This window comes from uncultured Ruegeria sp. (genome assembly GCF_947497005.1).
Taxonomy (GTDB): domain Bacteria; phylum Pseudomonadota; class Alphaproteobacteria; order Rhodobacterales; family Rhodobacteraceae; genus Ruegeria.
In genome coordinates this window covers 173,649-197,139 of sequence record NZ_CANMFF010000001.1, presented here as the reverse complement: position 1 = coordinate 197,139, position 23,491 = coordinate 173,649, and the positions used below count along the sequence as shown (strand labels likewise).

At 55.1% G+C, this 23,491-nt stretch carries 14 protein-coding genes and 1 pseudogene; 13 read left to right on the top strand and 2 right to left on the bottom strand.

Annotated features, from left to right (window positions below; translation table 11 throughout):
• Window positions 1–82: 82 nt before the first annotated feature.
• Complete coding sequence (locus tag Q0816_RS00975; RefSeq protein WP_298846493.1) at window positions 83–721, top strand: TetR family transcriptional regulator C-terminal domain-containing protein; 639 nt, start codon at window positions 83–85, stop codon at window positions 719–721.
• Window positions 722–757: 36 nt separating this feature from the next.
• A complete protein-coding gene (locus tag Q0816_RS00970) occupies window positions 758–2,101 on the top strand; it encodes an MATE family efflux transporter (protein ID WP_298847246.1) in 1,344 nt (447 codons plus the stop codon).
• Window positions 2,102–2,122: 21 nt separating this feature from the next.
• Here the strand turns inward: Q0816_RS00970 and Q0816_RS00965 are convergent, their stop codons facing one another.
• Window positions 2,123–3,415, bottom strand: coding sequence for an FAD-binding oxidoreductase (locus Q0816_RS00965; RefSeq protein ID WP_298846490.1), 1,293 nt, complete (start codon window positions 3,413–3,415; stop codon window positions 2,123–2,125).
• 77 nt (window positions 3,416–3,492) lie between these two features.
• On the opposite strand from Q0816_RS00965, the gene Q0816_RS00960 reads away from it, so the two are divergent.
• The 11 genes and pseudogenes from Q0816_RS00960 (at window position 3,493) to Q0816_RS00910 (ending at window position 18,989) form a co-directional block, all read left to right on the top strand.
• The gene (locus Q0816_RS00960) at window positions 3,493–3,822 is read left to right on the top strand and encodes a hypothetical protein (protein WP_298846487.1); all 330 of its coding nucleotides are present in this window, start codon (window positions 3,493–3,495) and stop codon (window positions 3,820–3,822) included.
• A gap of 237 nt (window positions 3,823–4,059) precedes the next feature.
• The gene (locus Q0816_RS00955) at window positions 4,060–4,665 is read left to right on the top strand and encodes a TetR family transcriptional regulator C-terminal domain-containing protein (RefSeq protein ID WP_298846484.1); all 606 of its coding nucleotides are present in this window, start codon (window positions 4,060–4,062) and stop codon (window positions 4,663–4,665) included.
• Between the two features lie 74 nt (window positions 4,666–4,739).
• The gene (locus Q0816_RS00950) at window positions 4,740–6,806 is read left to right on the top strand and encodes an FAD-dependent oxidoreductase (protein ID WP_298846481.1); all 2,067 of its coding nucleotides are present in this window, start codon (window positions 4,740–4,742) and stop codon (window positions 6,804–6,806) included.
• 55 nt (window positions 6,807–6,861) lie between these two features.
• Window positions 6,862–7,314, top strand: coding sequence for a GNAT family N-acetyltransferase (locus Q0816_RS00945; RefSeq protein ID WP_298846480.1), 453 nt, complete (start codon window positions 6,862–6,864; stop codon window positions 7,312–7,314).
• Window positions 7,315–7,410: 96 nt separating this feature from the next.
• Window positions 7,411–7,773: pseudogene (locus Q0816_RS00940) on the top strand (IS6 family transposase); the annotation flags it as partial.
• Between the two features lie 1,108 nt (window positions 7,774–8,881).
• Window positions 8,882–9,601 carry a hypothetical protein gene (locus tag Q0816_RS00935; RefSeq protein WP_298846477.1) on the top strand — a complete coding sequence of 240 codons (720 nt, stop codon included), beginning with the start codon at window positions 8,882–8,884 and terminating at the stop codon, window positions 9,599–9,601.
• Window positions 9,602–9,650: 49 nt separating this feature from the next.
• Window positions 9,651–13,898, top strand: a complete 4,248-nt coding sequence (locus Q0816_RS00930) for a PKD domain-containing protein (protein ID WP_298846474.1) — start codon at window positions 9,651–9,653, stop codon at window positions 13,896–13,898.
• A 16-nt stretch (window positions 13,899–13,914) separates the two neighbouring features.
• Window positions 13,915–15,312, top strand: a complete 1,398-nt coding sequence (locus Q0816_RS00925; protein WP_298846470.1) for a S8 family serine peptidase — start codon at window positions 13,915–13,917, stop codon at window positions 15,310–15,312.
• 30 nt (window positions 15,313–15,342) lie between these two features.
• Window positions 15,343–15,798, top strand: a complete 456-nt coding sequence (locus Q0816_RS00920; RefSeq protein ID WP_298846467.1) for a hypothetical protein — start codon at window positions 15,343–15,345, stop codon at window positions 15,796–15,798.
• A complete protein-coding gene (locus Q0816_RS00915) occupies window positions 15,791–16,765 on the top strand; it encodes a polyprenyl synthetase family protein (RefSeq protein WP_298846464.1) in 975 nt (324 codons plus the stop codon). Before Q0816_RS00920 ends, Q0816_RS00915 begins: the two co-directional genes overlap by 8 nt.
• A 1-nt stretch (window position 16,766) precedes the next feature.
• Window positions 16,767–18,989 carry a geranylgeranyl reductase family protein gene (locus Q0816_RS00910; RefSeq protein ID WP_298846462.1) on the top strand — a complete coding sequence of 741 codons (2,223 nt, stop codon included), beginning with the start codon at window positions 16,767–16,769 and terminating at the stop codon, window positions 18,987–18,989.
• Window positions 18,990–19,165: 176 nt separating this feature from the next.
• Here the strand turns inward: Q0816_RS00910 and Q0816_RS00905 are convergent, their stop codons facing one another.
• Entirely contained in the window at window positions 19,166–23,455 is a 4,290-nt protein-coding gene (locus Q0816_RS00905; RefSeq protein ID WP_298846459.1) for a thiopeptide-type bacteriocin biosynthesis protein, read from the bottom strand.
• Window positions 23,456–23,491 lie beyond the last annotated feature (36 nt).

The following is a 23,491-nucleotide window of genomic DNA, read 5'->3' as shown; positions in this document are numbered from 1 at the left end:
TTGAGCGCTCAAATAAATTTTAGACTATTGACGCATCTTTTTTGCGCGCTGTACATGGCTGCATTCGTAGGAGGAGCGGCAATTGGTCGAAGCTGAGCGGAAACGTCCTCGCAAAGAGCGGAAGGAGAACGCAGATCGTCGTCGCCGGCAGCTGCTGGACGCGGCTTGCCGCTCTATATTGATGCACGGGTTGGCAAAAACGACGCTTGCAACGGTGGCGTCTGAGGCTGAGCTTTCTCAGGGTGTTGCGGCGTTTTATTTCAAATCAAAGCTAGGTCTTCTGACCGAAACTTTGCGTGACCTGTACCAGCGTTACGAAAAGCACTGGACAGCTTCTTTAGAGCGAGCAGGGGACAAGCCCGCCGAAAAGATAAGGGCTTTAATAAAAGCTGACTTCCACCCTGATGCGTGTGGTCCGGATGTCTTACCCCTTTGGTATGCATTCTGGGGCGAGCTTCGATTTCAATTGCAGTATGATGAAGTTGCCGAGCATTTCGAGACACGTCGAAGAGAGACCTTAAGATTTATCTGGAATGAAATGCTCTCGGCTGACGACGTTGCTTCAGCAGACCAAATGGCTGAATGGATGGAGACATTAACGGATGGCTATTGGCAACGACTGCATCTCGCTCCGCAAGGCCTGAGCCGAAAGCAGGCGGAACAGGCTGCCTGGGGATGCCTTGTTCGCTTGGTTCCAGAATTACTTGGAGATACGGCTTAGTCAATTTCGACTGAAAGGCCCAACAATATGACGCGAGTGCGGATATCGCAGCAGCCTCGGCCATCCTGGGGCGCGATCTTAAAAGAGGCGCGTTACCTTGCGCGGCTTGCTCTCCCGATAGTCATTTCTCTTGCTGCTGCTGCTTTGATTGGTGTCGTTGACACAGTGATGGTGGCCCCATTGGGTACACTTCCTCTGGCGGCGGTCTCAATCACGGCCTCGGTGCTGATCATTTTCTATTCAGCGCTCTACGGCTTTGTGTCCGCAATTGGTGTGCGTATGGCAGAAGCTTTTGGGAAAACAAGTGACCAAGGGCTGGCAGCAGCAAAAAGCGCCGGGATTTTTGTTTCCTTGGTCGTGGGGTCAGTTGGCGCTGTTGCAATGAACTGCCTTAAGCCTGCTCTTTCTTGGATTGGGCAGCCGCCTGAAGTGGTCAGTCTAATAGGCGGGTACTGGATCGCTATGAGCCTTCTTTTGGTGCCCTTTACGATTTTCTATACTCTGAAGGCTCTTTTTGACGCCATGAACCGTCCCTGGATTGGGGTTGGTCTTGCGTTTCTTGCGGTCGGTTTCAACATCCCTTCGAACTATGTTTTGATCCACGGAGTTGGTGGCTGGCCGGGTCTGGGTATTGTTGGCGCCGGGATTGCAAGTCTGTTGTCTCAGATAGTGCCGTTGCTTGCGGCACTTTTGATTTTGCGAGAGTGGAGAAGAAAGAGAGGCCTTCTGAGAGCCGCGAGTTTCGATTGGCCCGAGGTCAAAGCGCAGCTCAAAGAAGGATTCATTATTTCCGTTGGCTATCTGGGGGAGGGGGCCGCTTACGCAGTCGCCGGCCTTATGCTTGGTTGGTTCGGTGCCGCCGCGCTTGCCGCGCATCAAATCGTTTCGGCAGTCAGCGACGTCATTTACATGGTGCCGTTAGGCGTTTCGATTGCGATTTCTATACGCGTAGCTCAGGCAATTGGTGCTGATGAAAAAGAAAGGCTCAAGCCGATTGTGTTGGCTTCGTTGTTTGTTGTTGTTGGTTGGATGACCGTGGTCGTCACTGGAATTTTGTTTGGACGTGCCCCTTTGGCAAACAGCCTTTCAGATGACCCAAAGGTCATTTCTCTCGCGATATCGATGTTCCTTGTGATTGCTGCAATGCAGATTGCAGATGGCGTGCAGGGGACAATGCTGGGCGCTTTTCGGGGCATGATGGACAATCACGTTCCTGTTGCCATTACCCTGATTGCCTATTGGGTTTTTGCATTGCCGCTTGGATATGCGCTGGGCTTTTGGCTTGGGTTCGGCCCCAATGGAGTTTGGATTGGGTACGGCTCAGGTCTCTCTTTGGCCGCTATCGCGTTGACCTATCGCTTCTTCTCCAAAAACCGCTAGTCGGTGTTGCTTGCGAGCTCACTAAAGACCCAACTTGTCTAAGAGTTTAAGGCGTAGGATTTCTACTTCGACAAGAGTTTCTTTTGCGAACGAGAAGGGCAGTGGTCTGAGGGGGGTGACAGGAAATTCCAGATCGTCTGCTTTGGCTCCAGCCGCCCATTTAGCGAGGACGCGCCCCATTGCCGTGGCGATGGCAACGCCGCGCCCATTGTATCCCAAACCTGTCATTATCCCCGGTGTGAGTTCATGCAGGTGTGGATAGTGATCTCTTGTCAGTGCGACAAAGCCGCCCCATTCGTATTCCCACTGAACTTCAGACAATTGGGGGAAAAGTTCGACAGAGATGCGTTTCAAGCGTTCGATTTGTTTGAGGGTGGAGTTGTCGTTGTAGGTACCGCGACCTCCCATTAGAAAGCGACCCTCCGCGTCTTGCCTGAAGTACAGCAGGAGGCGTCGTGCATCTGACAAAGCGTTGCCTTCTGGCAGAATTGTCTGGCGGACATTGTCAGACAGGGGCGACGTAGCAACCTGAACTGAGCGAACGGGCAAAACTGACTGAGCCAACCGCGGATGCAGGTCTCCAGAATAGGCGTTCGTGCAGATCAGCACTTTTTCTGAGATGACAGCTCCTTTGGGAGTTTCAACCCGAAAGCGGCCGGCCTCTGAAGTAATCTGGTTGGCGGGCGTTTCGCCGAAGATTTGCACGCCATTGCGGCGACCTGCTTCGGCTAGCCCAAGCGCATAATTCAATGGGTGCAAAACACCGCCGCGACGATCCAGAACGCCACCGAGGTAAGATGCGGTCCCTGTCAGGCGCTGCATTTCGCTTTGATCAAGCCGCATCATGCCGCCGCCGTGGTTGTCCCAATCTTCGGCTAGTTTGTGTAGTTCACTGAGTGTTTTTTGAGTATGCGCTGCGCGCAGCCAGCCTGGACGATTTGCGTCGCACTCAATCCCGTGCCGAACGATTAAGTCGAACACAAGATCGGTGGCGTCACCGGCCATTCGGATCATTCTGTTTCCCCAGATGTCACCAAATTTGGTTTTGATGCCCGTCGGCCCGTCCTTTAGGCCTACATTGATTTGACCGCCATTGCGTCCAGAAGCTCCCCAGCCCGGATGTTGGGCATCGATCACAACAACATTGACGCCTTGCTCGGCCAGATGAAGTGCTGCCGAGAGTCCGGTGAACCCGGCGCCAATCACGATCACGTCAGAGTTCTGTTCGCCAACGAGTTGCGGGCATTCTGATGAATACCCTGCGGTTGCTGACCACAGGCTGTTTGCGATGGTTGGGTTTTCGTTTCGGATCATCTAGTGGCCTCGCGCTTGCCTTGCAGGGAGAACTACGTAGGTTTGGCTCGTGATACTTGCCGGATAGTATGTGAAGAATGCCAAGACTTTTGAACCAATTCGAATTGAAACCAACCGTCGAGCTCGACGTGTTCGAGCAGGCGTGGAACGCGTTTGTCGAACATTTGATCAAGACAAACCTGGCCGCGGAAGGGACGCCTTTGTGCAGACGCATCCCCGCAAGTGGTTACGATACCGACGAGCTTCGCAACCATACGCTTATGGCTGTTATCGAGTTCAGGGATCAATTGCAGGCTGATGCGGCTTGGGCCGCGATTGAAGACTGCATTGAGCCTTTGGGAGCTTTGCATCGCAGGGTTATTTCTTTGGTGCACGATCCGGTTTTCACTTTTTGGTCGGAACTCTAGATCTACGATTGCGAACGTCCGGGGTGTTTTCAAATCATTCTTCCTTTACCATTGAATGATTGTTCAATCAATGGCATCTATCGCTTAAATGTCAACTGTCCACACGCTGAGTGAGAACGGCTGTTAGGGGCAGGCAAGACCGATGAAGTGCTTTAGCAGATGGGATGCATTTGGGTGAGACAATCGCCAATCGAAAAAACGAACTCTGAGGGACAGCGGCGCACGGAGTCCAAGGAGGTGAGGAGACAACAACTCATCGACGCAACAATTGACTCGATTGCCGAAAACGGAATTGGTGGAACGACTATGTCCACCGTCACCGAGATAGCCGGCTTGTCGCTGGGTATCGTCAACTTCCATTTCAAAAGCAAACAGAACTTGCTGGAAGAAACGCTGTTGTTTCTAGCAAAAGAACATCACGATCAGTGGTTGGAAGCCTTTGAAAATGCAGGGTTGTCAGCACCAGATAAGCTGTTGGCTATCGTCGACGCGCACTTCCACCCGCAGATTTGCACTCCAAAGAAACTAGCCGTTTGGTTTGCGTTTTTCGGAGAGGCAGGACGGCGTGAAGTATATCGCAGCCTGATCAATGATATCGATCAGGAGCGGTACGACATTGCACTGCGACTGTGTTCCGAGATTGCTGAGGGCGGTGGATATAAGGACATACCGCCAAGGCAAGTCGCCAATATTCTGGAAGCTCTTTACGACGGAATCTGGTTGGAACTATTGACCTATCCCGAGAACTTTCAACGTTCCGTTGCCCGGGATCACATCGCCACCTTCCTTTCCAAGGTCTACCCGGATCACTTTCAAATGCCCGCGTTCAACAACGGTGATTGAAACAGAGTGGCTCTCAGACCGGAAATTCCAGACAAGATAAGCCAGCGCATGGCGCAGCCAACCAAGGATCAAAAATGGACAGGGACCCTCGCTACGACATCTTTTTCGAACCGGTTGAAATCGGGCCAGTTACTGCGCCAAACCGGTTTTTTCAGGTGCCGCACTGTACAGGTATGGGGTGGCAATATCCGCGTACTCTTGCCGCTATGCGAAAAGTGAAGGCGCAAGGGGGGTGGGGCGTCATTTGCACGGAATACAACTCAATCCACCCGTCTTCTGACGACCTACCGCATCCTTATGCTTCGCTTTGGGATGACAGTGATGTTCGGGCGCACACACTTATGACCGATGCCGTACACGAATACGGTAGCCTGGCAGGTGCTGAGCTTTGGTACGGAGGCGCCAACTCGAACAACTTGTTTTCCCGGCTACCGAGCATGGACGTCGACAGCCGTCCCAATACGAAAGGGCACCCTTTTCAGACCCGCGCAATGGACAAGCAGGACATCCGGGATCTACGCCGCTGGCATCGAAAGGCCGCGTTGAGGGCGCGAGACGCTGGATTTGACGTTGTCTATGTTTACGCAACGCACGGATACCTGATCTCAAACTTTCTACATCCGCGCGTGAACACACGCGGTGATGAATATGGTGGCAGTTTGGAAAACAGGGTGCGCCTCACCCGCGAGTTGATTCAGGAAACCAAAGACGCGGTTGGGGACCGGTGCGCTGTGGCTGTTCGGTTCTCGGCAGATGAAGAGATCGGCGAGGATGGCCAACCAATCTATGGTGAGCGACGAGAGATGTTTGAGATGCTCTCCGATCTTCCGGATTTGTGGGATATCAACATCGCAGACTACTCGGTCGAGATGGGTGTCTCCCGTTTTACCAAAGAAGCTGCTCTTGAACCCTATATGCATTGGGTCAAGTCCGTGACGGATAAGCCCGTCGTGACCGTTGGTCGCTTCACGTCACCTGATACCATGGTCTCGCAAGTCAGGCGGGGGATTACGGATTTCATTGGGGCTGCACGCCCCTCGATTGCTGATCCTTACCTTCCAAAGAAGATCGAAGAAGGACGCTTGTCCGCGATCCGCGAATGTATTGGATGCAACGTTTGTTACGCCAGCGACTCGATCGGGGTGCCTATTCGATGCACCCAGAACCCAACAATGGGAGAGGAGTGGCGCAAAGGCTGGCATCCAGAAATCATTCGCAAGAAGTCCTCAGATGCGCGTGTTCTGATCGTCGGGGCCGGGGCTGCCGGATTGGAAGCAGCACGGGCACTTGGTGTGCGAGGGTACAATGTCCTGTTGGCAGAAGCTTCTCGTGAGTTGGGTGGCAGGATCTCGCGCGAAGCGGCCCTGCCTGGCATGAGCGAGTACATTCGCGTCAAAGACTATCGCGAGCAGCAATTGATTCAGATGCCCAACGTTGAAATCTACCGTGAAAGTCCGCTGACAATTGACGATATCTTGGCCGTTGAGGCTGATCACGTAGCGATTGCGACCGGCGCGACTTGGCGAAAGGAGTATTTTGACGAAGAGCGTTTTGTCCCGGTCGCAGAAGGAGCCGCCCTAAGTCGCGTTTTTACCCCTGATGACATCATGGATGGAAAGCTTCCCATTGGACCAACGCTCGTTTTTGATGAGGATGGCTACTACATGGCCAGCGTTATTGCTGAGAAGATACGAGCGCAGGGACATGCCGTCACGATGGTCACACCCTCTGACAGTGTTTCTAATTGGGCAGGAAAAACGTCCGAACGTTGGCGCATCCGAACGCATTTGCTTCGCCTAGGTGTCGAGGTCCTGCCGTCAAAGTCGCTTGTACAGTTTGATGGCGAAATCGCGGAGTTAGAGTGTACCTATGGCGGGCCAAGTGTGACCGTACCCGTTGCCAACATTGTTATGGTTACTGCTCGCAAACCAAATGATAGCCTTTACAGGGGGTTGCTCGGCCGGGTCAGTCCTGAGGATTTGCAGTTCAGCCTTTGTCGCATTGGAGATTGTGATGCGCCGGCGATTATAGCAGCAGCGGTTTATGCAGGTCATCGATACGCCCAGGAATTGGGCGAAGCCGTGGATGAGGACATTCCACTTAAACATGATCGAGTAGACGTCGGGCAGCAGCCCATTTGACCGAATTGCGCGATCTCGGTTGTAAGCAATCAAAGAAACGCTGGAGGAATCTTCCATGCCGGAAGGCTTAGTTATCCGTCCCCTCGAATTGAAAGATCACCAAGAGTGGCGCCGCTTATGGACGGCATATTTGGACTTCTACGAGACCTCTGTTTCAGAAGAAGTCTATGAGGTTTCGTTCAACAGGTTGTTGTCAACGGATGCAGGTGAATACAATTGTCTCATCGCTGAGTCAGAAGGGAAACCGGTCGGATTGGCGCACTACCTTTACCATAGGTTCATGTGGTCGGTGGAGGATACGTGTTATCTTATGGATCTTTTCGCTGATCCGCAGGTTAGGGGAAAAGGTGTTGGACGAGCTCTGATCGAATCTGTTTTTCAGATCGCTAAGCAGCACGGTGTTCCAACCACCTACTGGACAACTCAAGAATTTAACTATCCCGGTCGAGTTCTGTACGACAAAGTCGCTAAAAGAACGCCATTTATAGTTTATGAAAAAGATGAATAACTGGTAGTGACTTGCCAGAAAAACTCATCTTAGCGCGGGTCTTGTCAGAAGAACTTGTCTTGAGGCGGGCAGGGCGGTTGCATAGTTTTTTTGCCCATGACTAATCCTGCCTCTTTCAAGTATTGCAAGACCAGCCCCGAGATTATCCGCCTTGCAGTGATGCTGTACATCCGTTTCCCGCTCTCGCTTCGGAATGTCGAAGATCTGCTGCACGAGCGTGGCGTCGAAGTGAGCCATGAAACAGTGCGGTATTGGTGGAACCGTTTCGGCCCGATGTTCGCGTCAGAAATTCGCAGAAAACGGGTCCAGCAATTGCGGACGTATTCAAAATCGATGTGGCATGTCGACGAAGTGTTTGTGAAGATCAATGGTAAGCGGCACTATCTGTGGCGCGCCGTCGATCATGAAGGCGAGGTGCTCGAAGCCGTTGTTTCGAAGCGTCACAACAAGAAAGCGGCAACATACACGTGGTTCAGGTCGATTACCCACAGGATTGGCTCATTGAACAGCAGGATTTCAAACAGGCTGAGTGGCGAACAGATCCTGAACGCTCGGGCGCTGGGGATCAGCCGGTGATATTGGCGCACATGAGTATAACATCGCCTGCTAAATAACCGGGTTGCGGGCAGAAAACCTTGCTGCAGATTTGCAGACTTTCGTGCCGGGCCGTCAGGTCGATGACAACACGCACGTCCTACTTCGTTTCGAAAGTGGAGCGCGCGTGATCACCCGAAATGGCGCTGGCGCAGGTGGCGCAGCCAATTGGTTAAGCAGAGTTTCGCCAGAATACCCGGCGGGCCACTTGGAAGGGGTTGCGAGTATTTACCGAGAAGCTGCCGAAGCAATTCTGACCTTCCGAAAAGGCAAGCTGCATGACGCGTCCGTTGCATTTCCGGCGGTTCACGATGGGCTTGCGGGTGTCAGAATCGTGGCCGCATGTGTGCAAAGCTCCGCAAGGGGTTCGGCTGGGGTCAAGCTTGAAGCTGGGGACCGCTAAATTCAGCTACTATTTCAAGAATGTCGCGGAACACCGGATCACGGTGCAAGAGTATCTCTGGCACGTTGTCGGTCAGTTGCAACGCGGTCTTTTCCGAATCCAGAAACAAATGTTCTAAACAAAAGCTCCTCAGAACACCGATGAACCGTCGCGAAAGCGCCGAAAACAACGCCAGGTTTCGCGTCTCTTCCTATCGGGCCGAACAAATAACCTGTCTGTTCAAAGAAAAAAAATGTCAGGCGGGGTGCCCAATTTCGCGTTGAAAAAATCCTTTCTGCCATTCCGCCAAAAGAACGAAGCAATTGGCGCATCAAACACAATCGGACGTTGTGGAATCCTGTCTCTGTTCAAGCCACTGTCTGTAACAACTTAATCCAAATGTCACGCGGCAGCCGAGGTATTTTTGAGCTGAAAACCTTGGCCGGTTTCGCCAATAGGTGCGATCGTCACATCGCGATTAGACACCCTCACTGTTCATCGATACCGGCTCAAACCTGTCTTGTGGCTGTTCCAGATCATTGACGGAATCACCGGGTAAATATATTGTGAAGACAGACTCCCAAAAGATCTTTGTTCCAGTACCACGACGTTTCAGAGTTGCGATTTAATCGTAAACGGAAGGCTGCTATGAATACGTTTCAGGACGTTCAAGCAGCAGTGCACGATATTGCTGCGCGTTTGAATGTAACACCAGAGCTTGCTCGCGCTGCGCTGATTAACCCCCTTTTGGCGCTTGAGGAACTCGGGTTCGATCTGGATCTTGCAGGTCGGCTTGAGTTAGAGGACAGAGCTCGATTTTCGAAGAAACAAATCGCTGAACGCCAAAGTTTGCGAAAAAAGATTTTCGCGGCGGCAAAGCGTGAATTCGACCCCGGCCAAGAACACGATCTTGCTGAGGTTCTCTTCGACGAATTGAAACTGGACGAGGGTATTTCAAAACGTCCTGACCTGTCACCCTTGCTGGTGCCGGTGCGCGTAGTACATTCTTCAGCTCCCAAAAAGAAAATTGCGAGGGTTAAGGCATCCAAGGTTGCCGGCCAGTTTCCTGTGAAAGCCAAGGGCAAATCCGTCGCGAAGCGGGACCCAAGCCTGATCGGTACTGTGAAGATTTCCGACCCACTGGAAGTTCTGGGCTCGGCCCACAAGATCATCTCTCCTTTGCTTGCCTACAGGCAACTTGATGCTACGGCACCGCGCTTCGCGCCCGCGTCGCTTTATCATGCCGTGCGATCCGGAAAACGTAGGCTTGCCAATATCACGCCCCGCGCCGTTGTCACCGGCACTGCTTGAAGACACCCGGGCGCGATTTCTATCGCGCCGATAGACCGAGGACGTCAGGATGGCAAATACAAGAGGATATGAAGTTGTCGTCGAAGCCTCTGAAGAGGTCCTGCGAAAAGTTATTCGAGGGGCTTGGAAGTCCGCGGAATGCGACGAAGACCCCGGCGATGAAGAAGACCCCGGCGATGAAGGCCGTATTCCCGAATTCATGGATGTTCCTGCAGGCGAAAGTTTTGGTGGCTTCGTTGTAGCGGACGGATCGGTTCAGATCCCCGAAGACCAGTTGGACGCAAGCTTGCGTCCGGACATCACCGGAGCGGAAATACAGCTTGGCGTTCTGATCCAGATCGAGATTGAAAACCCACCGGTTCCATCTGCACAGATGCTGACAATGACAGCCGACCTTGGTGCGGCGGCGCCTATCGGTCTGATTCCGGGGCGCCAGGATGTTGGCTGGTTATTGGATGGTCTGCCGCGCAGCCAGGTTTCCGCCACGCTGACCAGCGGCGACCCGATTGCCGCCAACATCGAGTTGTATGCAACTGAATTCGTGGACAAGGCTTATGAAAACGGCGGTCCCGGCGGTCCGATTGACCCGGTCTTTCCCTCCATACCCCATGTCATCGATGAGACCGAACTGCCATTTGCCTTCGGAGCGTTGACCACTGATGTCCACGCCGAAATCTTCAATGACGACACGGATGTGGCGCATGACATTGTAACGACCGTGTCCGGCGGTAACATAACGATTTCGCTGCCGATCTATCTGCGGATGTTCAACATTATTGTTGGCCCGACGGTCCAATTGTTCTTCGACCCGCAGGATCCGATGGGTATCGAAACGCGGATCAACATTACTGCCCCTTTCAGTCGGGTTGGCTCGGAATTCCGCACAGATTTGAATGCAGCGACCGTTACCGTGGACGCAATCGATCCGGCTGGTCCGGAATATGGACCAGAGGGTGACAATTACATCGACAACCGCGATCAGCTTGCGGCGATCCCACTGGTCGCGATTGACCTCGATGCACAGATTACCGACGAGTTGATGTCGCGTGGACAGGAACTGGCCAGTGGCATAGGCGAGATTGCAATCGCTGCCCCGACAGTAGCCGAAATTGAGGAGTTCATCGGCGACTTCTTTCACCAGGACCTGGAAGCGCGTGACTTCGTCTACATCTGGGGGCCGGAGGCGACAGACGAAGAGTTTCAAGTCGATAGCATCACCGTCGGCGTGACAAATGAGTTTCTGGCTATCGCCTTGAATGACGATGGCAGTGGAGACGTAGGCGGCCTTGCCAATTTCATCCCGGCCGACCGGGATTTTGCAATTGCCATCAGCGCGGCCCAGGTCGAAGCGTCGATTGAAACGGCCCGCGAAGAAGCCGAATTGTCGGATGATGATCTTCCGAAGACCTTTACGCCTGACGGTCGCGAAGTTCGACTGACTGATCTGGACGTCAGCCTCAGGGCAGGGGCGATCCGAATATCCGGCGAAGTGACGGTTGTAGACGCGATCCTTGGCAGCATTGATGTGGATGCCGACTTTTTCAACGATGTCGGTTTACGTTGGCAGCCGAACGGCTCGCTGGGCCCAATCGGCGGGCAGCAAATGGATCACTTTGAAATCGACAGCGATGTTGATCCCGAAGAGTCTGTGTTGCTTTGGGTGCTGACTGCAATCGCTGCGATACTGTCGTTCGGCGCTTTCGGAATTCTGGGCGCGCTGGTCGTTGTAATCGTGGCACTTGTCGTTCGCGGCATAGCCGAGAGCATGGGCAGCGAAATCCTTTCAGATGAAATTACGAATACGGTTACAGGTATCACCGGCTGGCCCGAAAACCTTGCCCGGATCGGACGGGTCGAAGCGGTTTTCTCGGACCCGATCATCATTGATACAGACGGTCTTGAAATTGCCGGAGATTTCACGGTCATAAGCAGTTGTGAAGACACCGATGTCGTTCCGGCGGACTCGGGTGGCGCGCGGTCAGGCGCAGCCGCTTCATCCATGTCGCTGTCGGCTGTGAACGAACATCCTGACGCCGGTTACGAATGGCTGCCGGGTGACGGAACTCCGGCTGCGGTCTTGCCTTCGATCCAACATGTCTATGCAGCCAGCGGTGTTTACACCGCCAAACACGCGCTGATGATCAACCAGCCGGGTGGCGCGCGCAGCCGCAGTTTCTCGCTTGTAACGGTTGAAAACGTACCACCAACCGTGGACGCCGGACCGGATCTTACGGTGCAAGAGGGCGAAGAGGTTACGCTGGTCGCGCGGTTCAGAGATGTCGAATACCCCGACACGCACGAATCCATGTGGTACTTCGGCGATCACCACGCGCCGAAACCGGGTGTGATTTCCGAAGCGAATACACCTCCCGAGGCGATAGGTACCTCTACCGTGACCCACGCTTGGTGTGACAATGGCGAATACACCGTCACAGTGCGAATTCGCGACGTCAATGGTGGCGAGGCGGTCGATACCTTGCATGTCACCGTCACCAATGTCCCGCCCGAAGTCGAAGCAGGCCCGGATCTTTTTGCCTATGTCTGCACACCGATCACGCTTGTCGCTGATTTCCGGGATCCCGGCTGGTGCGATACACATACAGCCAAGTGGGATTTCGGCGATTGCAGCGAACCACGCACTGCCCTGATCGAAGAAACAAACGAACCGCCTGCGGCCGAAGGTACGGCGACCGCCTCGCATATCTATGACAAATGTGGTGACTTCCGGGCCATCTGCTCAGTCATGGATGACGACGGTGACTTTGGTCAGGACGACCTGACCGTCCGTGTCGTACATTTGTTGAACCCGGGCTTCGAAGACGGTTTCCGTTCGCTGCCAGCGGGTAATGTTGGCCGTTTCTGGACACCTTATGCCTGGTTAACCGATTTGGCTGCTTTCCACGCTGGTAAGGGTAACCCCATTCCGCAATTGGCCCCGATTCCCGCCGATGCCTTTGACTGCGAAGGTTGCATCGTCCGAACCGGTGACAGGTCTCAAAGGGTCACTGCGCAACGTGGCCTTCGCGTTGGTGTCTGGCAATCGCTGGGCACAAACCCGGGATGGGATTACGAGTTCTCATGTTGGTTCACAACAGAGGCCCGCAGTGCAGGCGGCTATGCGCTTGGGTTGGACCCGCGCGGTGGTGATGATCCGCGGGCGCCTTGGGTCGAATGGTGGACAGGCGATCTGGATGGTGCCTGGCGACAATTGCGCGGCCGTGTAACGGCTGAAGCCGAGGCCGTAACGGTATTTCTTGAGTTTAGCGGCGATGATCCACGTAGCGATGTGCTTGGATACATCGATGATTGTGCGTTCATTGCCATCCAACCGCATTGCCCGGACGAGCCGAAACCTGATCCGGAAATCCCCCCACGCGAACGCTGCATCGACTTCCGAGGTCAGAAAGGGCCTTCGCGCCATCCGGTTTTGAACGTCGGCGGTGTCCGGTTCTTGCCAGCCAAGGGCAGTGTTCTGCAGATCATTGGCGGTTTTCAGCCGCAAGGCACACCCAAACTGATGCTTCCCATTGCCGGTGTTTTTGCTCATCTGCCAGTCGCCGCTGATTGGGTGCGCCTCAAGGTGAGCTTTGGTGGCGGAAAGCCTATAACGATTTTTGCACTAGATGCGGCTGGCACGGTCCTGACCTCTCAGACGGGAACCCAGCAGCAGGGCGTACAGATCATAGAGATTCAGGCGAACGGTATAGTGACCCTTGTCATGCGGGCGCAGGAAGCAGCATTGATCGAACTTTGCTTCCGGCCGGAACAGCCCCGTAGCACGCCTTCGGCTGAACCTGTACCCGGACCCGGCATTGTCGTGAATCCGCGTTTCGACCGCGCTGTCGCACCGGCTATGTTCACTGCGGGGATGACCGAGGAGGATGGAACCGTGACCGGAACCAACAGCCCTCATCCGTTTGGCCTGTCCGAGACTGCGTGGGGCAAGCTGGACACGCAGCTTCAATCCAAACTGGTGAAAGCCGTACGAGACAGCCATGATCAGGATGCAGTGCAAGTCATCTTGCGTCTGGTGTCAGACACGGGTCGCGATGCGCCTGCTTTCCGGCGTGCCGAAACGAAGGCTCGCGAAGATTACTTCCGTCGACGCACGCAGTCTCTGGTCGAAACGCTTGAAAATCTGGGCGGCACCGGGGTCACTGAACTCTGGCTTATTGACAGCATCGCCGTTGAGCTTTCGCCCGGAGCCATTGCGACAATCGCCAATGACGCCTCTGTCGTGATGATCAGCCATTCCACTATGCGTCAGGCCATTCCTGAAAACCCCATAAAACCATGATCTAAAGGAGCACAAAATGTCCGAATTAAGCCGGGATCACGTTGATCGCTTCGAGAGAGCGGAACGTCGTGAAATCGAGGAGCTTCGCGCTGAGTTTGGCAGTGAGTCCATCTCAAAAATGGATAGCATTATTCTGCGCGACCTTTTGGCCAACAGAAAGGAAACGCGCCTGAACGCTTTGCTTGGCCATACCGAAACCGCCCAGCTTCCCCGGCATCGTGTGCTGGTCTTGCTGCGCAATGGCAGGACATCACCTGATCGAGCACCACGTCCGTTCGACCGGCGTCAGCGCCGTCGTTTGATCATGCAACATCGCCGCAATGGCGAAGACGTGGTGGGAAAGATCGCCAAGAGCTTTGGAGAGCGTGAAATCGAGGTCGAGAAGACGTTTTGGCTGAACCACAGCCTGGTGGTCTGGGCCGATGACCAGCGCCTGACAGATATTGCAGGGCGCGCCGATGTTCTGAAGATAGCTCATTGCAAGGATCAAATCCTGATTGATCTGGATAACAGCCGTCCGCTTATCAATGCCGATGCCGTTGAAGCCAGCGGGATCACCGGTGCCGAAGTGGACGTCGCGGTTCTGGACACAGGCGTGGACCAGACACACCCAGAGCTTGCTGCAAATTTCGGCACACAACAGGATTTTACCGGCGAAGGGTTGGGCGATCTGAACGGGCACGGGACGCATTGCGCGGGCGTTGTCGCGAGCAACGGTGCGACATTCCGAGGCGTCGCCACGGGGGCGGTTATTCACGACTACAAGCTTTTGAATCAATTCGGCAGTGGGAACGCCCCCAACTGCGTGTCGGCAATCCAGCAGGCTGTCGCGGATGGGATGGATGTACTTTCAAACTCCTGGGGCTTCACCCATCGAAACGGAAATTGGGTCGATCCAGACGGAACATGCGTTTTATGTGTCGCTGCTGACGCGGCTTCGACTGCCGGAGTGACCTTTGTGGTGGCCGCTGGCAACGAGGGCAATGACAATTGCGGCACCTATGACACACGCATTCGCTGTCCAGGCATAGCACGGTCCGTGATCACGGTCGGCGCAAGCGACGACAGTGACAACATGGCTGGTTTTTCCAGTCCCGGACCAACGCCGGATGGGCGCGACAAGCCCGATGTGACCGCTCCTGGTGTGGATATCGTTGCGTCACGTTCGGCCACCGGCAATGACATGAACGGAAACGCAACCGTGATCGATCCGCTGCATCTTGAAGCCAGCGGCACCTCTATGGCCTGTCCCCATGTCGCCGGGGTCGCGGCACTGATGCTGCAGCAGAACCCGACGCTGCTGCCTGCTGACATCAAGGCAGTACTGATGGCCACTGCCATCGATATTGGCGCGCCGATCACGCAACAAGGGGCCGGACGTGTGGATGCGCGCGCGTCAGTCGGCTCGGTCTGATTTAGGTAATTTGGAACGGAGGATACGAACGTGGCAGACTATAAACAGCGGATGCAACCGGAAGAAGGTGCCAAGGCGGTCGAAAAACTGGCCGAAGATGCTCTTGCGGGTTTCAAGGCGGATGCCAAAAAGGAATATGCCGAACTGGTCAAACAGTATGACGGGGCCAGAGCGACGGTCGGTGTTTTCGGTATGGGGTCAGTCGAAGTCTCGGTCATGAGCGGCGAAGTTCACATCAACCCGAACCAAAAGAGCAAAGGGAAGGACCGTGGCGTCGGCGCGATCTCTCCGGAAGCTCTTGTTGCAATCTCGGAAGGAAAGATGACCGTAATTGATGCCTTCCACCGAGGTGAAATTGTTGTCCGCGCAGGATCCGAAGCGTTGCACGAGGGCTACGACAGCTTCATCAGGAACTCCGAAGCGGCCCTCAAATCGAAGCGCTTGCACAAGACACTGGCGCAGTTCCGCAAAATTGCGGATGTCTGACTGGTTGAAAGACGAACAGATCCGGGCCACGATACCCCAAGTCGAAGCGTCCATGTTGGATGCTGTCGCTTCGGACCGGCCAGGGTTCGAGGACATAGTCCGCTGGCTTATTGGTGCTGGCGGGAAACGGCTGCGGCCTATTCTGCTGTTGCTTACAGCGCGCGGCCTCGCCGACGAAGAAGGCCGCAAACAGGCAATTCAGGCGGCAGCCGCGGTCGAAATGATCCATGTTGCCTCGCTCTATCATGACGACGTAATGGACCGGGCCGAGCTTCGGCGCGGCACTGAAAGCGTGAACTGCCGCTGGTCTTCGCCTATCGCCAGCTTTGCCGGAACATTCATTCTGGCCCGCGCAGTAACAATGCTGGATTCAATCAGCCCCAAAGCCGCTGAACTGGCGGGCGAACACTGCGCTGCGCTTTGTCTTGGTCAGCTGCGCGAAGCAGAAAATGCCTATAACGCCGACTGGCTCATCGAAGAGCATCTGGAAATGCTGGAAGGCAAGACGGCCGAATTGTTTATTCTCGCCGCATCGCTGGGAGCAATGCTGGGGGACGTAAGTGATCGCGACCGTGACGCATTGATCGCATATTCGAAGAATCTCGGCCTTGCGTTTCAACTGCGCGACGATGTTCTGGACTACATTGCAAGCAGCGCAGAGCTGGGTAAAGGGTCTGCGTCCGATCTGCGCGAAGGGGCCTATACAATGCCTGTGCTCATCTGTCTGGGCCAGAACGGGAAGGCAGCGGACGAATTGCGCGCGAGTTTGACATTGGCCAATATGCAAGACGCCGATATCGCGCGCGCCGTGGACATCGTTCGAACCTCGGGCGCGGTCGAAGCGACCGCGAAGTTGGCACGGGACAAATCCGCAGCAGCCGTAACGGTCATCGCCGGACTTGGCGATCATGTGCTGCGCGACTCGCTTACAAATCTTGCCCGCCTCTCGGTTGAAAGGATGGCCTGACATGGATGGTACGGGCCCCCTTGCCGGTGATCTGCCGCTTGCGACACCGACGGAAGCATCGACTGAAAAGTGGGACGCCATCATTGTCGGCGCGGGCCCTGGCGGCAGCGCTGCGGCCATCGAGCTTGCGCGGCGTGGTCGAAGGGTCATTCTAATCGACCGCGAAGATTTCCCCCGAGACAAAAGCTGTGGAGACGGTATCACCCGTTCAGGCATCACTCAGCTGAAACGTCTCGGCGTTCTGCCCGCGCTTGCCGACCAGCAGGTGGTCGAAGGCGTGCGTGTCCATATGCGCGACAAGGGCCATCGTGACTTTCGATATGAGGGCAAGGACGACTATGGCCTGGTTGTACCCCGTCTGGTGCTGGATGACTGTCTTCTGTGTCAGGCACGGGCAGATGGTGCGGCTTTCCTGCCGAAATGCCGAGCCGAGGACCTGATTCCGGACGAAAATGAGATAGTGACGGGCGTCAGAGCCCGCATGCAGGATGGCACGACCGTTACTTTGAGCGGGTATACGGTCATTGCTGCTGACGGGGCTGCGTCGCGATTGGCAAAAGCCGCAGGATTGCGGGAAATGCCCGAGCAAGGCTATGGTACGGCGCTTCGCGGCTATGTCGAAGGTTGTGGCGATACCCCGCCACTTCTCGAAATCATGCTGCCGCTGACCGATGTCACAGACCGGTATTTGTTGCCGTCCTATGGTTGGGCTTTTCCAACGGGAAAGGGCACTGCGAATGTCGGCGTCGGCCTGTTCTGCCGGGCGTTTGATACCAATGTCAGGGCCCTTTTTGATCAGTTTCTGGAAATGCTCCGCAAAGATTATCCTGAATATTCGGGTATTCAGTTGACTGACACCACCTTGGGGGCGCCCCTGAGGTTCGATTTTGCACCTGAACGCGCCGCTAACCCGGGTTTGTTGCTGGTTGGCGATGCCGCAGGTCTTATTAGCCCGTTTACCGGCGAAGGGATCAGCTTTGCGCTGGAATCTGGTGCCCTTGCAGCGGAAACCACGGATCGGTGTCTCCGCACCGGAGCAAGTCCCAAGGTGGCGGCGGACGATTATGCGCTTTTGCTGGGTGATCGCTTTGCCGGTTATTTCACGCTCGGGAACCGCGCAAGTCGCCGCTACGAGTTCATCTGGCGCGTGTTGGATGACACGTTTGAAAGCGAAAAACCTGTTCATAACATGCTGCGCCGTGCCGTTTTGGTCCCTGAAGGCACGGGCGGAGATGTGGAAAGCGTCATGCTTGACGATGTCTCGCCACTTGTGCGCGTGCCGGAAATGCCGCTGGGTGACGATCTGCGCGATGTGGGCGCGCGTCTCAACCACATTGTTCGAACCGATTGGCCGTTTTTGACGCGCATGTCCTTCGCAGGCAAACGAGCTGACATGGTCGCCTTTCGCCCTTCTCTGCTGCTTTTATTGACGTCCTATCTGGGTGACGTTGATGCAGGAAAACGTCGCGCGGCGGCGACAGCACTGGAACTTGCGTACTTGGGATTTCTTGCCCAGAGCGGCATCCGTGGTATCGAGGCGACCGGAGTAAAAGCCGATGCCAAAGCCAACTGGGGCGACAAGCTGGGGATACTCACAGGCGACTACCTGTTGGCCAAAGCACACGAAGTCGGCGCACGGGATTGTCCGGATCTTGTACCATCGATCCTAGGTGCGATGGCTTCGGCTTGTGAAGGTCGCGTGTCCGAGCTTCAGGCCGCATGGCAACCTGATCTGGCAGTCGAAATCCGTATCGCGCAAATGCGGCAATGTATGGCGTCTTTCTTCCGATTGCCTTGCGAGCTTGGTGCGATCCATTCCGGCAGAAACGATCTTCTGCCCGCCCTTCGCGACTATGGTGAAAACCTTGGTCTGGTTTATCTTTTGACCGAAGAGGAACTTGCTCTGGATCGATCCCCTGGCAGCACGCCTTTTGCATCGGACCTCTCGAGCGGCCTCTTCAGCGTGCCCCTTCTCAAGGCGGCACAAGGGCACAATGGCGGTGCAGCAGCCAGCGCGTTCATCAGCCATAGAGATCCCGCAAGGTTTTTGGCAGAGATTTCCGAGGCCACACATCTTATCAAAAGGCAGGAGTTGCCTGAAAAATACCGCGAACAGGCAAAAACGGCGCTTGGCGTTCTGCCGCGTGGCGGTGTGGCAAAATCACTTTCCGCCCTCGCAGATTATGCGATCAGTCGGTACGTCCCAAAACGGCACACGCTTTAAACGCGACCTCGGAGCGCAGAGGCATCGGGCGTTCTGTTCGAATGTGCATAATCCGCGCACCCTTAAACTCTGATCCTTCCTCGTCGGTCATGTCGTTTGGAGGACGAGATACCCGCAAATTGCGTACACTTCAGAGGAACGGTTCAGATTAACCTCTGATGCCGCAGGGGTTCGATTTACGACGATTTCCAGCCGTGGTTCATTTCGGTTCGATAATGCCGACATAGGGCTTCATAGATGACGGCTTCTTCTGCAACCGTTCCCCAGTGCAGGATTCGGTTGACGGACATATGGGCGAGGCTTCCCAACACATCGGCCAAACAGCTTCCCAGCCTGCCATCTTGTTCTTCTCGTTGAAGGCATCTGAGGTCCGGATGAAGTTTAGCCGCACGTATATTCCAGAGAGCGGGGCGCGATTGGCTGTCCTTGCCGACACCAAGGTCCTTCAGCACAACGCATGCACTCTTCCATTCCTTTGCTGTGGCGCGACGCGCTGTCCGACGCGACGCCGGGCCTCCTCCGTAGTGTTGCGCACATCGCTCAGAGATCGCCAGCCGAACGCCAGTCGGGAGTTCCAAGTCTTCGAACAAGGCATCGATACTTGCGGCTGATGCCATCCAACGTCTGGATCGACTGATTTCCGGATTGTTAAGTACCTGCAGCGCAGCAATTGAATCGGCCCAGAATATCCTCTCGCAAGCGCGGAGCCCCAACTCACCTCCGTACCGCGCCGTCTCAGGCAAATAGTCATCAACCAGGAACCTGTCGACCAATACCCCAGCCGTTTTGCGCAAATGGACAAGCGCCCGGTTTCTCAGAACCTGATCATGATCGTTTCTAAACTTGAGGCGGAGGCGCAGTTCGAGTTCCGGGTTTGCATATCTCACATAGAACCAGTTTTCGATGAGGTCGCTCTGCTGCCATAGTTCCAGTCTTTTCGATTGTAGCCTCAGGAACTGTTCCAGCTTCATCGCATCCCCGAATAGCCGCAGGTATAACCACGAGTTGGCGTCTTCCGCTCTTACCCCCAGCGGTTGCCACGCTGCGGGGTTTGCGTCGTGTTCCACATAGGGCGTAGTGACTGTCTTTGCAGGTGCGTAAACGAGCTCTGCGGCCAGGCGCCCTTGCGAAGAGTCGATCCACCAATCCTCAGGTGTCGGCAGGTACTCGCAGACCGAGAGCGGCCCTTTTTTAAGCGTCTTGAGCAGGTTCGCCGTCGAAAATGAGTTATCCAGATCCCACGGCGTGGCCATGTCGCTGGCCTCATCTGTAGGGGCAATGTACCTCGGTAAATCCAAGTGTCGGCGGGTGGTTTCCAGCCAGTTTTCCACTGTATTCGAATTGATCACGTCTGTTGGGACACACAGCCGCCAACGTTCAGGCGCAAGGACCACATTTCCCGCCGAGACTCTGGGCAGCCGAGTTCGGTTGCTCTGCGATTGCCATGACCAAATCACGGTTGGTTGCCGCATGTGCATGGCAATGTCGATGAGCAGAAGATAGACCGCCGGAGCACCCGGAGGGCTTTGATGGGCGGCGTGCAATTGCGGAACGACCTCGACGCCACGGCTGCCCCAGTAAAGTCGGAACCGATTGCCATCGTGACGGATCCACAGATCGTGAAGTGGAATTTTCTTCTCGGCAGGCAACCCGCTATCGCCAAGGATTTCAATTACATACTGGGAAAGCTCGGCGCGTCGCAGGATGTTCGATGACCGGGGATCGGTGGCGCACAGGATATCTGCATCAACGATTGTCGAATCTTCTTCGCGCTTGGGGCTGTGCAACATCAATTCGTCAGTGATGGACTGATTTGTTCTTGAGAAACGGCCGAATATCGCTTTGGGCCCACCCGAAAAAATACCTTCTGGATATGCCATCCAGATGGGCTTGTGTCCGGATTTGCATCCGACCCTGCTCATAAGAACGCCATCTTGGATGAGGAAAGATTCTTGACCTGCGTTGTGGTCATGCAGGGTCTCGATTTCTTTTGCAGAAAGCTGCCATCTGCGCGCCTCCCAATCTGTTTCTATTGGGAATTCCTTGAGGTTCGGCTCGGGGGAATTGTATGTTGATCCCGTACCAGTGACGAAATCCATTCGTAGCGGCATTCCGAGATATGCAAGCCCGCTTTCGGCATCTACGGCTTGGGCGACCAAAACGGCACGGTCACCGTACCGGTCGAGAAACCGCCGCTCGAACTCCAGAAATCGGGTTGGCCTTGGTGATCGAAAACCGACCTTTTCCAACATACGCCATGCATTGGTCAGTGCTTGCACTGCGTGCCTTGGTATTTCCAGCGGAGCGTCGCAATGGGCATCGACGTGAAGGAAATCGCCCCTCCAACCCGGCGCAAACGTCTCCGCTTTCGAAACGAGGTGCTTCAACGCGTTTAGCGAAGGTCTGTGGCGCGCAGCTTCGAGAGCGGTCCTGAGCTCTTTCATTGATTGCCTTTGCGCGGCAGGGACATTCGTTTGCATCCGATCCAGCGTTCTGTCGGTTGCGTTCTGTCCCAGAAGGATTGGGTCTCTTTCTGGTATCAGAACCTCGGCTCGACGGAGATCGGAGATCGTCGTGGCTGTTTTGATGGGAAGGTCCTGAAGGGCTGCTTCCAGATCGGAAATCGAAACGGACATGACGTCAAAGATGAATCTGGCCAAGCCGGGTTCGGCAGCTGCGATAAGTTGTTCATGGTTCCAGGGGCCATCGAGATCACCGGTGGTCATCCAGTGTAGAACGTCCTGTTCCCACCAGATCGAAGGGTTGCACCGCAGCTTCGTGTTTCGCGTCTCGGTAACTCTGGCAGCAGCGTGAGTTAAAAACCCGCAGTCCAGATCTATGTCCAGGCTGTGATCCGGCAACGTGACGACGTTGTTGTTCGAAACCGTTAATGGTGCGCCCACGCCTACAAATGCGCCGAAGGGCGTGGGGCGAAAACACATTCTGTAAATGAACCGAAACAGAGTGCCGATGACCTCTGGTGCAAGGCGTTTTTCTCTATCCAGGTCACGCAAGACTGCAGAGAAAAACTCAGGTCGTGCGATGAACAACGACAAGGCGAAAGCACGATCACGAAGTAATTCTGTCGCCTGCTTTTCCAGATCTCCTGCATAGGAATTGCTGCTTACCCCACTGAGATCGTGTTGCGGAGAACGCAAGCACACACGAATTCCGAGAAAGGGGCGAGAGCTGTGCTGTTTCGGTTGAGGCTGAAAGTGTTTGCGGTCTTCAATGTCCAACCCCAAAAACGTCAGGTACCTGAGAAAACCAGGGTCCCGCAAAGCAAGCAGTGCAAGCAAGACGCCGCTTGACCCCGTCAGCAGGTCCGTTGACCGAAACGTCTTCCAGCCCGATCCGATCGAAGGAAGCCCTTTGGGGCTCAGCTCACGTCCCACGAGATCCAGAAGCCGTTCGGCATGCCGTTCGATAAGCGGGTCGATGTTGACTTCGGGATAGAGCGACCGAATGGCGAGGGCCATCACCACTATTCCAGCATCGCCATGGCACAGTCCGCCGTCATTGATGCCGGTTTCGCTGAGAGGTCTCGCAATGCATGAATTCAGGACACGCGATGTGATATCCCGTGTTTCGTCTTCCATCCCAATCAACGGCGCCGCCGCGAGCGTTGTGTATAAGATGCCAAGGTCGCCGTAACACCACGCAAGACGTGACGGTACTTCCCATGCGTGACTGAGCGCTGACATGCAGGGAAAGCAGGACGACAAGCCACTGTCTGAAAACTCTCCTTGGTGGGAAAGAAGGAATTGGACCCCATCTTTGAGATCATTGATTCGTCGCGAAGAGAACTGATGCCGCCGACACAAACGGGTCAGAGCCAGAACAGCACCCGGAGACCCATGAGCCAATCCCATGTTGACGAGGTAGTGCGATGTCTTCTCGGGGCCGACCTCGTCTTCCGGAGAGGAATAGGGCTCTGTCCACGCGATGCCTCGACCCGATCGCGCCGAATGTCTCCAAAGTTCGTCTGCCAGACGCAAACAAAGCGACGTTCCTCCGATGCGGGTCGTCCGGGATCGTGGTTCGCACAGGAAAACAGATATGCCCGCCAGCCCGGAGACGTGATCGAAATGACCCATCCACGGAGCTTCGAGAAGGCGTTGCGCAACCGAACGCTGCGCGCGATCAACCGCCAGCAAAGCTTCGGGATCGTTGGGCTTCCAGTCCAATACATGGCAGGCAAGTAATCCTAGACCGGCGCGGCCATCGAGCAACGAAACAGGGGTTCCTCTCAGGTCTCGGTCGCGCGCCCAGATTTTCGCGAGGCGACGAGACGCTGCAGATCGCACCCGATCTTCATTCAGAAATTTGCTTGCCGCCAGCAATGCCAGCGCCTCTCCGGCGACGGCACTACCCAGTCCGATTGCATCCGTTTCGATCGGAGCTGCTACGAGCGTATCTGCAATAGACCTGATGGCCGCATCAATCCTCGCTGATGATATAGACATTGGCTACGATAGCTTTTTCCCCGGTTAACGGGATTA

What these genes read in the sequence shown, in the direction of transcription:
- Q0816_RS00965 (WP_298846490.1), bottom strand. Translation starts at nt 3,415, where the DNA reads ATGATCCGAAACGAAAACCCAACCATCGCAAACAGCCTGTGGTCAGCA.
- Q0816_RS00960 (WP_298846487.1), top strand. Translation starts at nt 3,493, where the DNA reads ATGCCAAGACTTTTGAACCAATTCGAATTGAAACCAACCGTCGAGCTC.
- Q0816_RS00950 (WP_298846481.1), top strand. Translation starts at nt 4,740, where the DNA reads ATGGACAGGGACCCTCGCTACGACATCTTTTTCGAACCGGTTGAAATC.
- Q0816_RS00945 (WP_298846480.1), top strand. Translation starts at nt 6,862, where the DNA reads ATGCCGGAAGGCTTAGTTATCCGTCCCCTCGAATTGAAAGATCACCAA.
- Q0816_RS00930 (WP_298846474.1), top strand. Translation starts at nt 9,651, where the DNA reads ATGGCAAATACAAGAGGATATGAAGTTGTCGTCGAAGCCTCTGAAGAG.
- Q0816_RS00925 (WP_298846470.1), top strand. Translation starts at nt 13,915, where the DNA reads ATGTCCGAATTAAGCCGGGATCACGTTGATCGCTTCGAGAGAGCGGAA.
- Q0816_RS00915 (WP_298846464.1), top strand. Translation starts at nt 15,791, where the DNA reads ATGTCTGACTGGTTGAAAGACGAACAGATCCGGGCCACGATACCCCAA.
- Q0816_RS00910 (WP_298846462.1), top strand. Translation starts at nt 16,767, where the DNA reads ATGGATGGTACGGGCCCCCTTGCCGGTGATCTGCCGCTTGCGACACCG.
- Q0816_RS00905 (WP_298846459.1), bottom strand. Translation starts at nt 23,455, where the DNA reads ATGTCTATATCATCAGCGAGGATTGATGCGGCCATCAGGTCTATTGCA.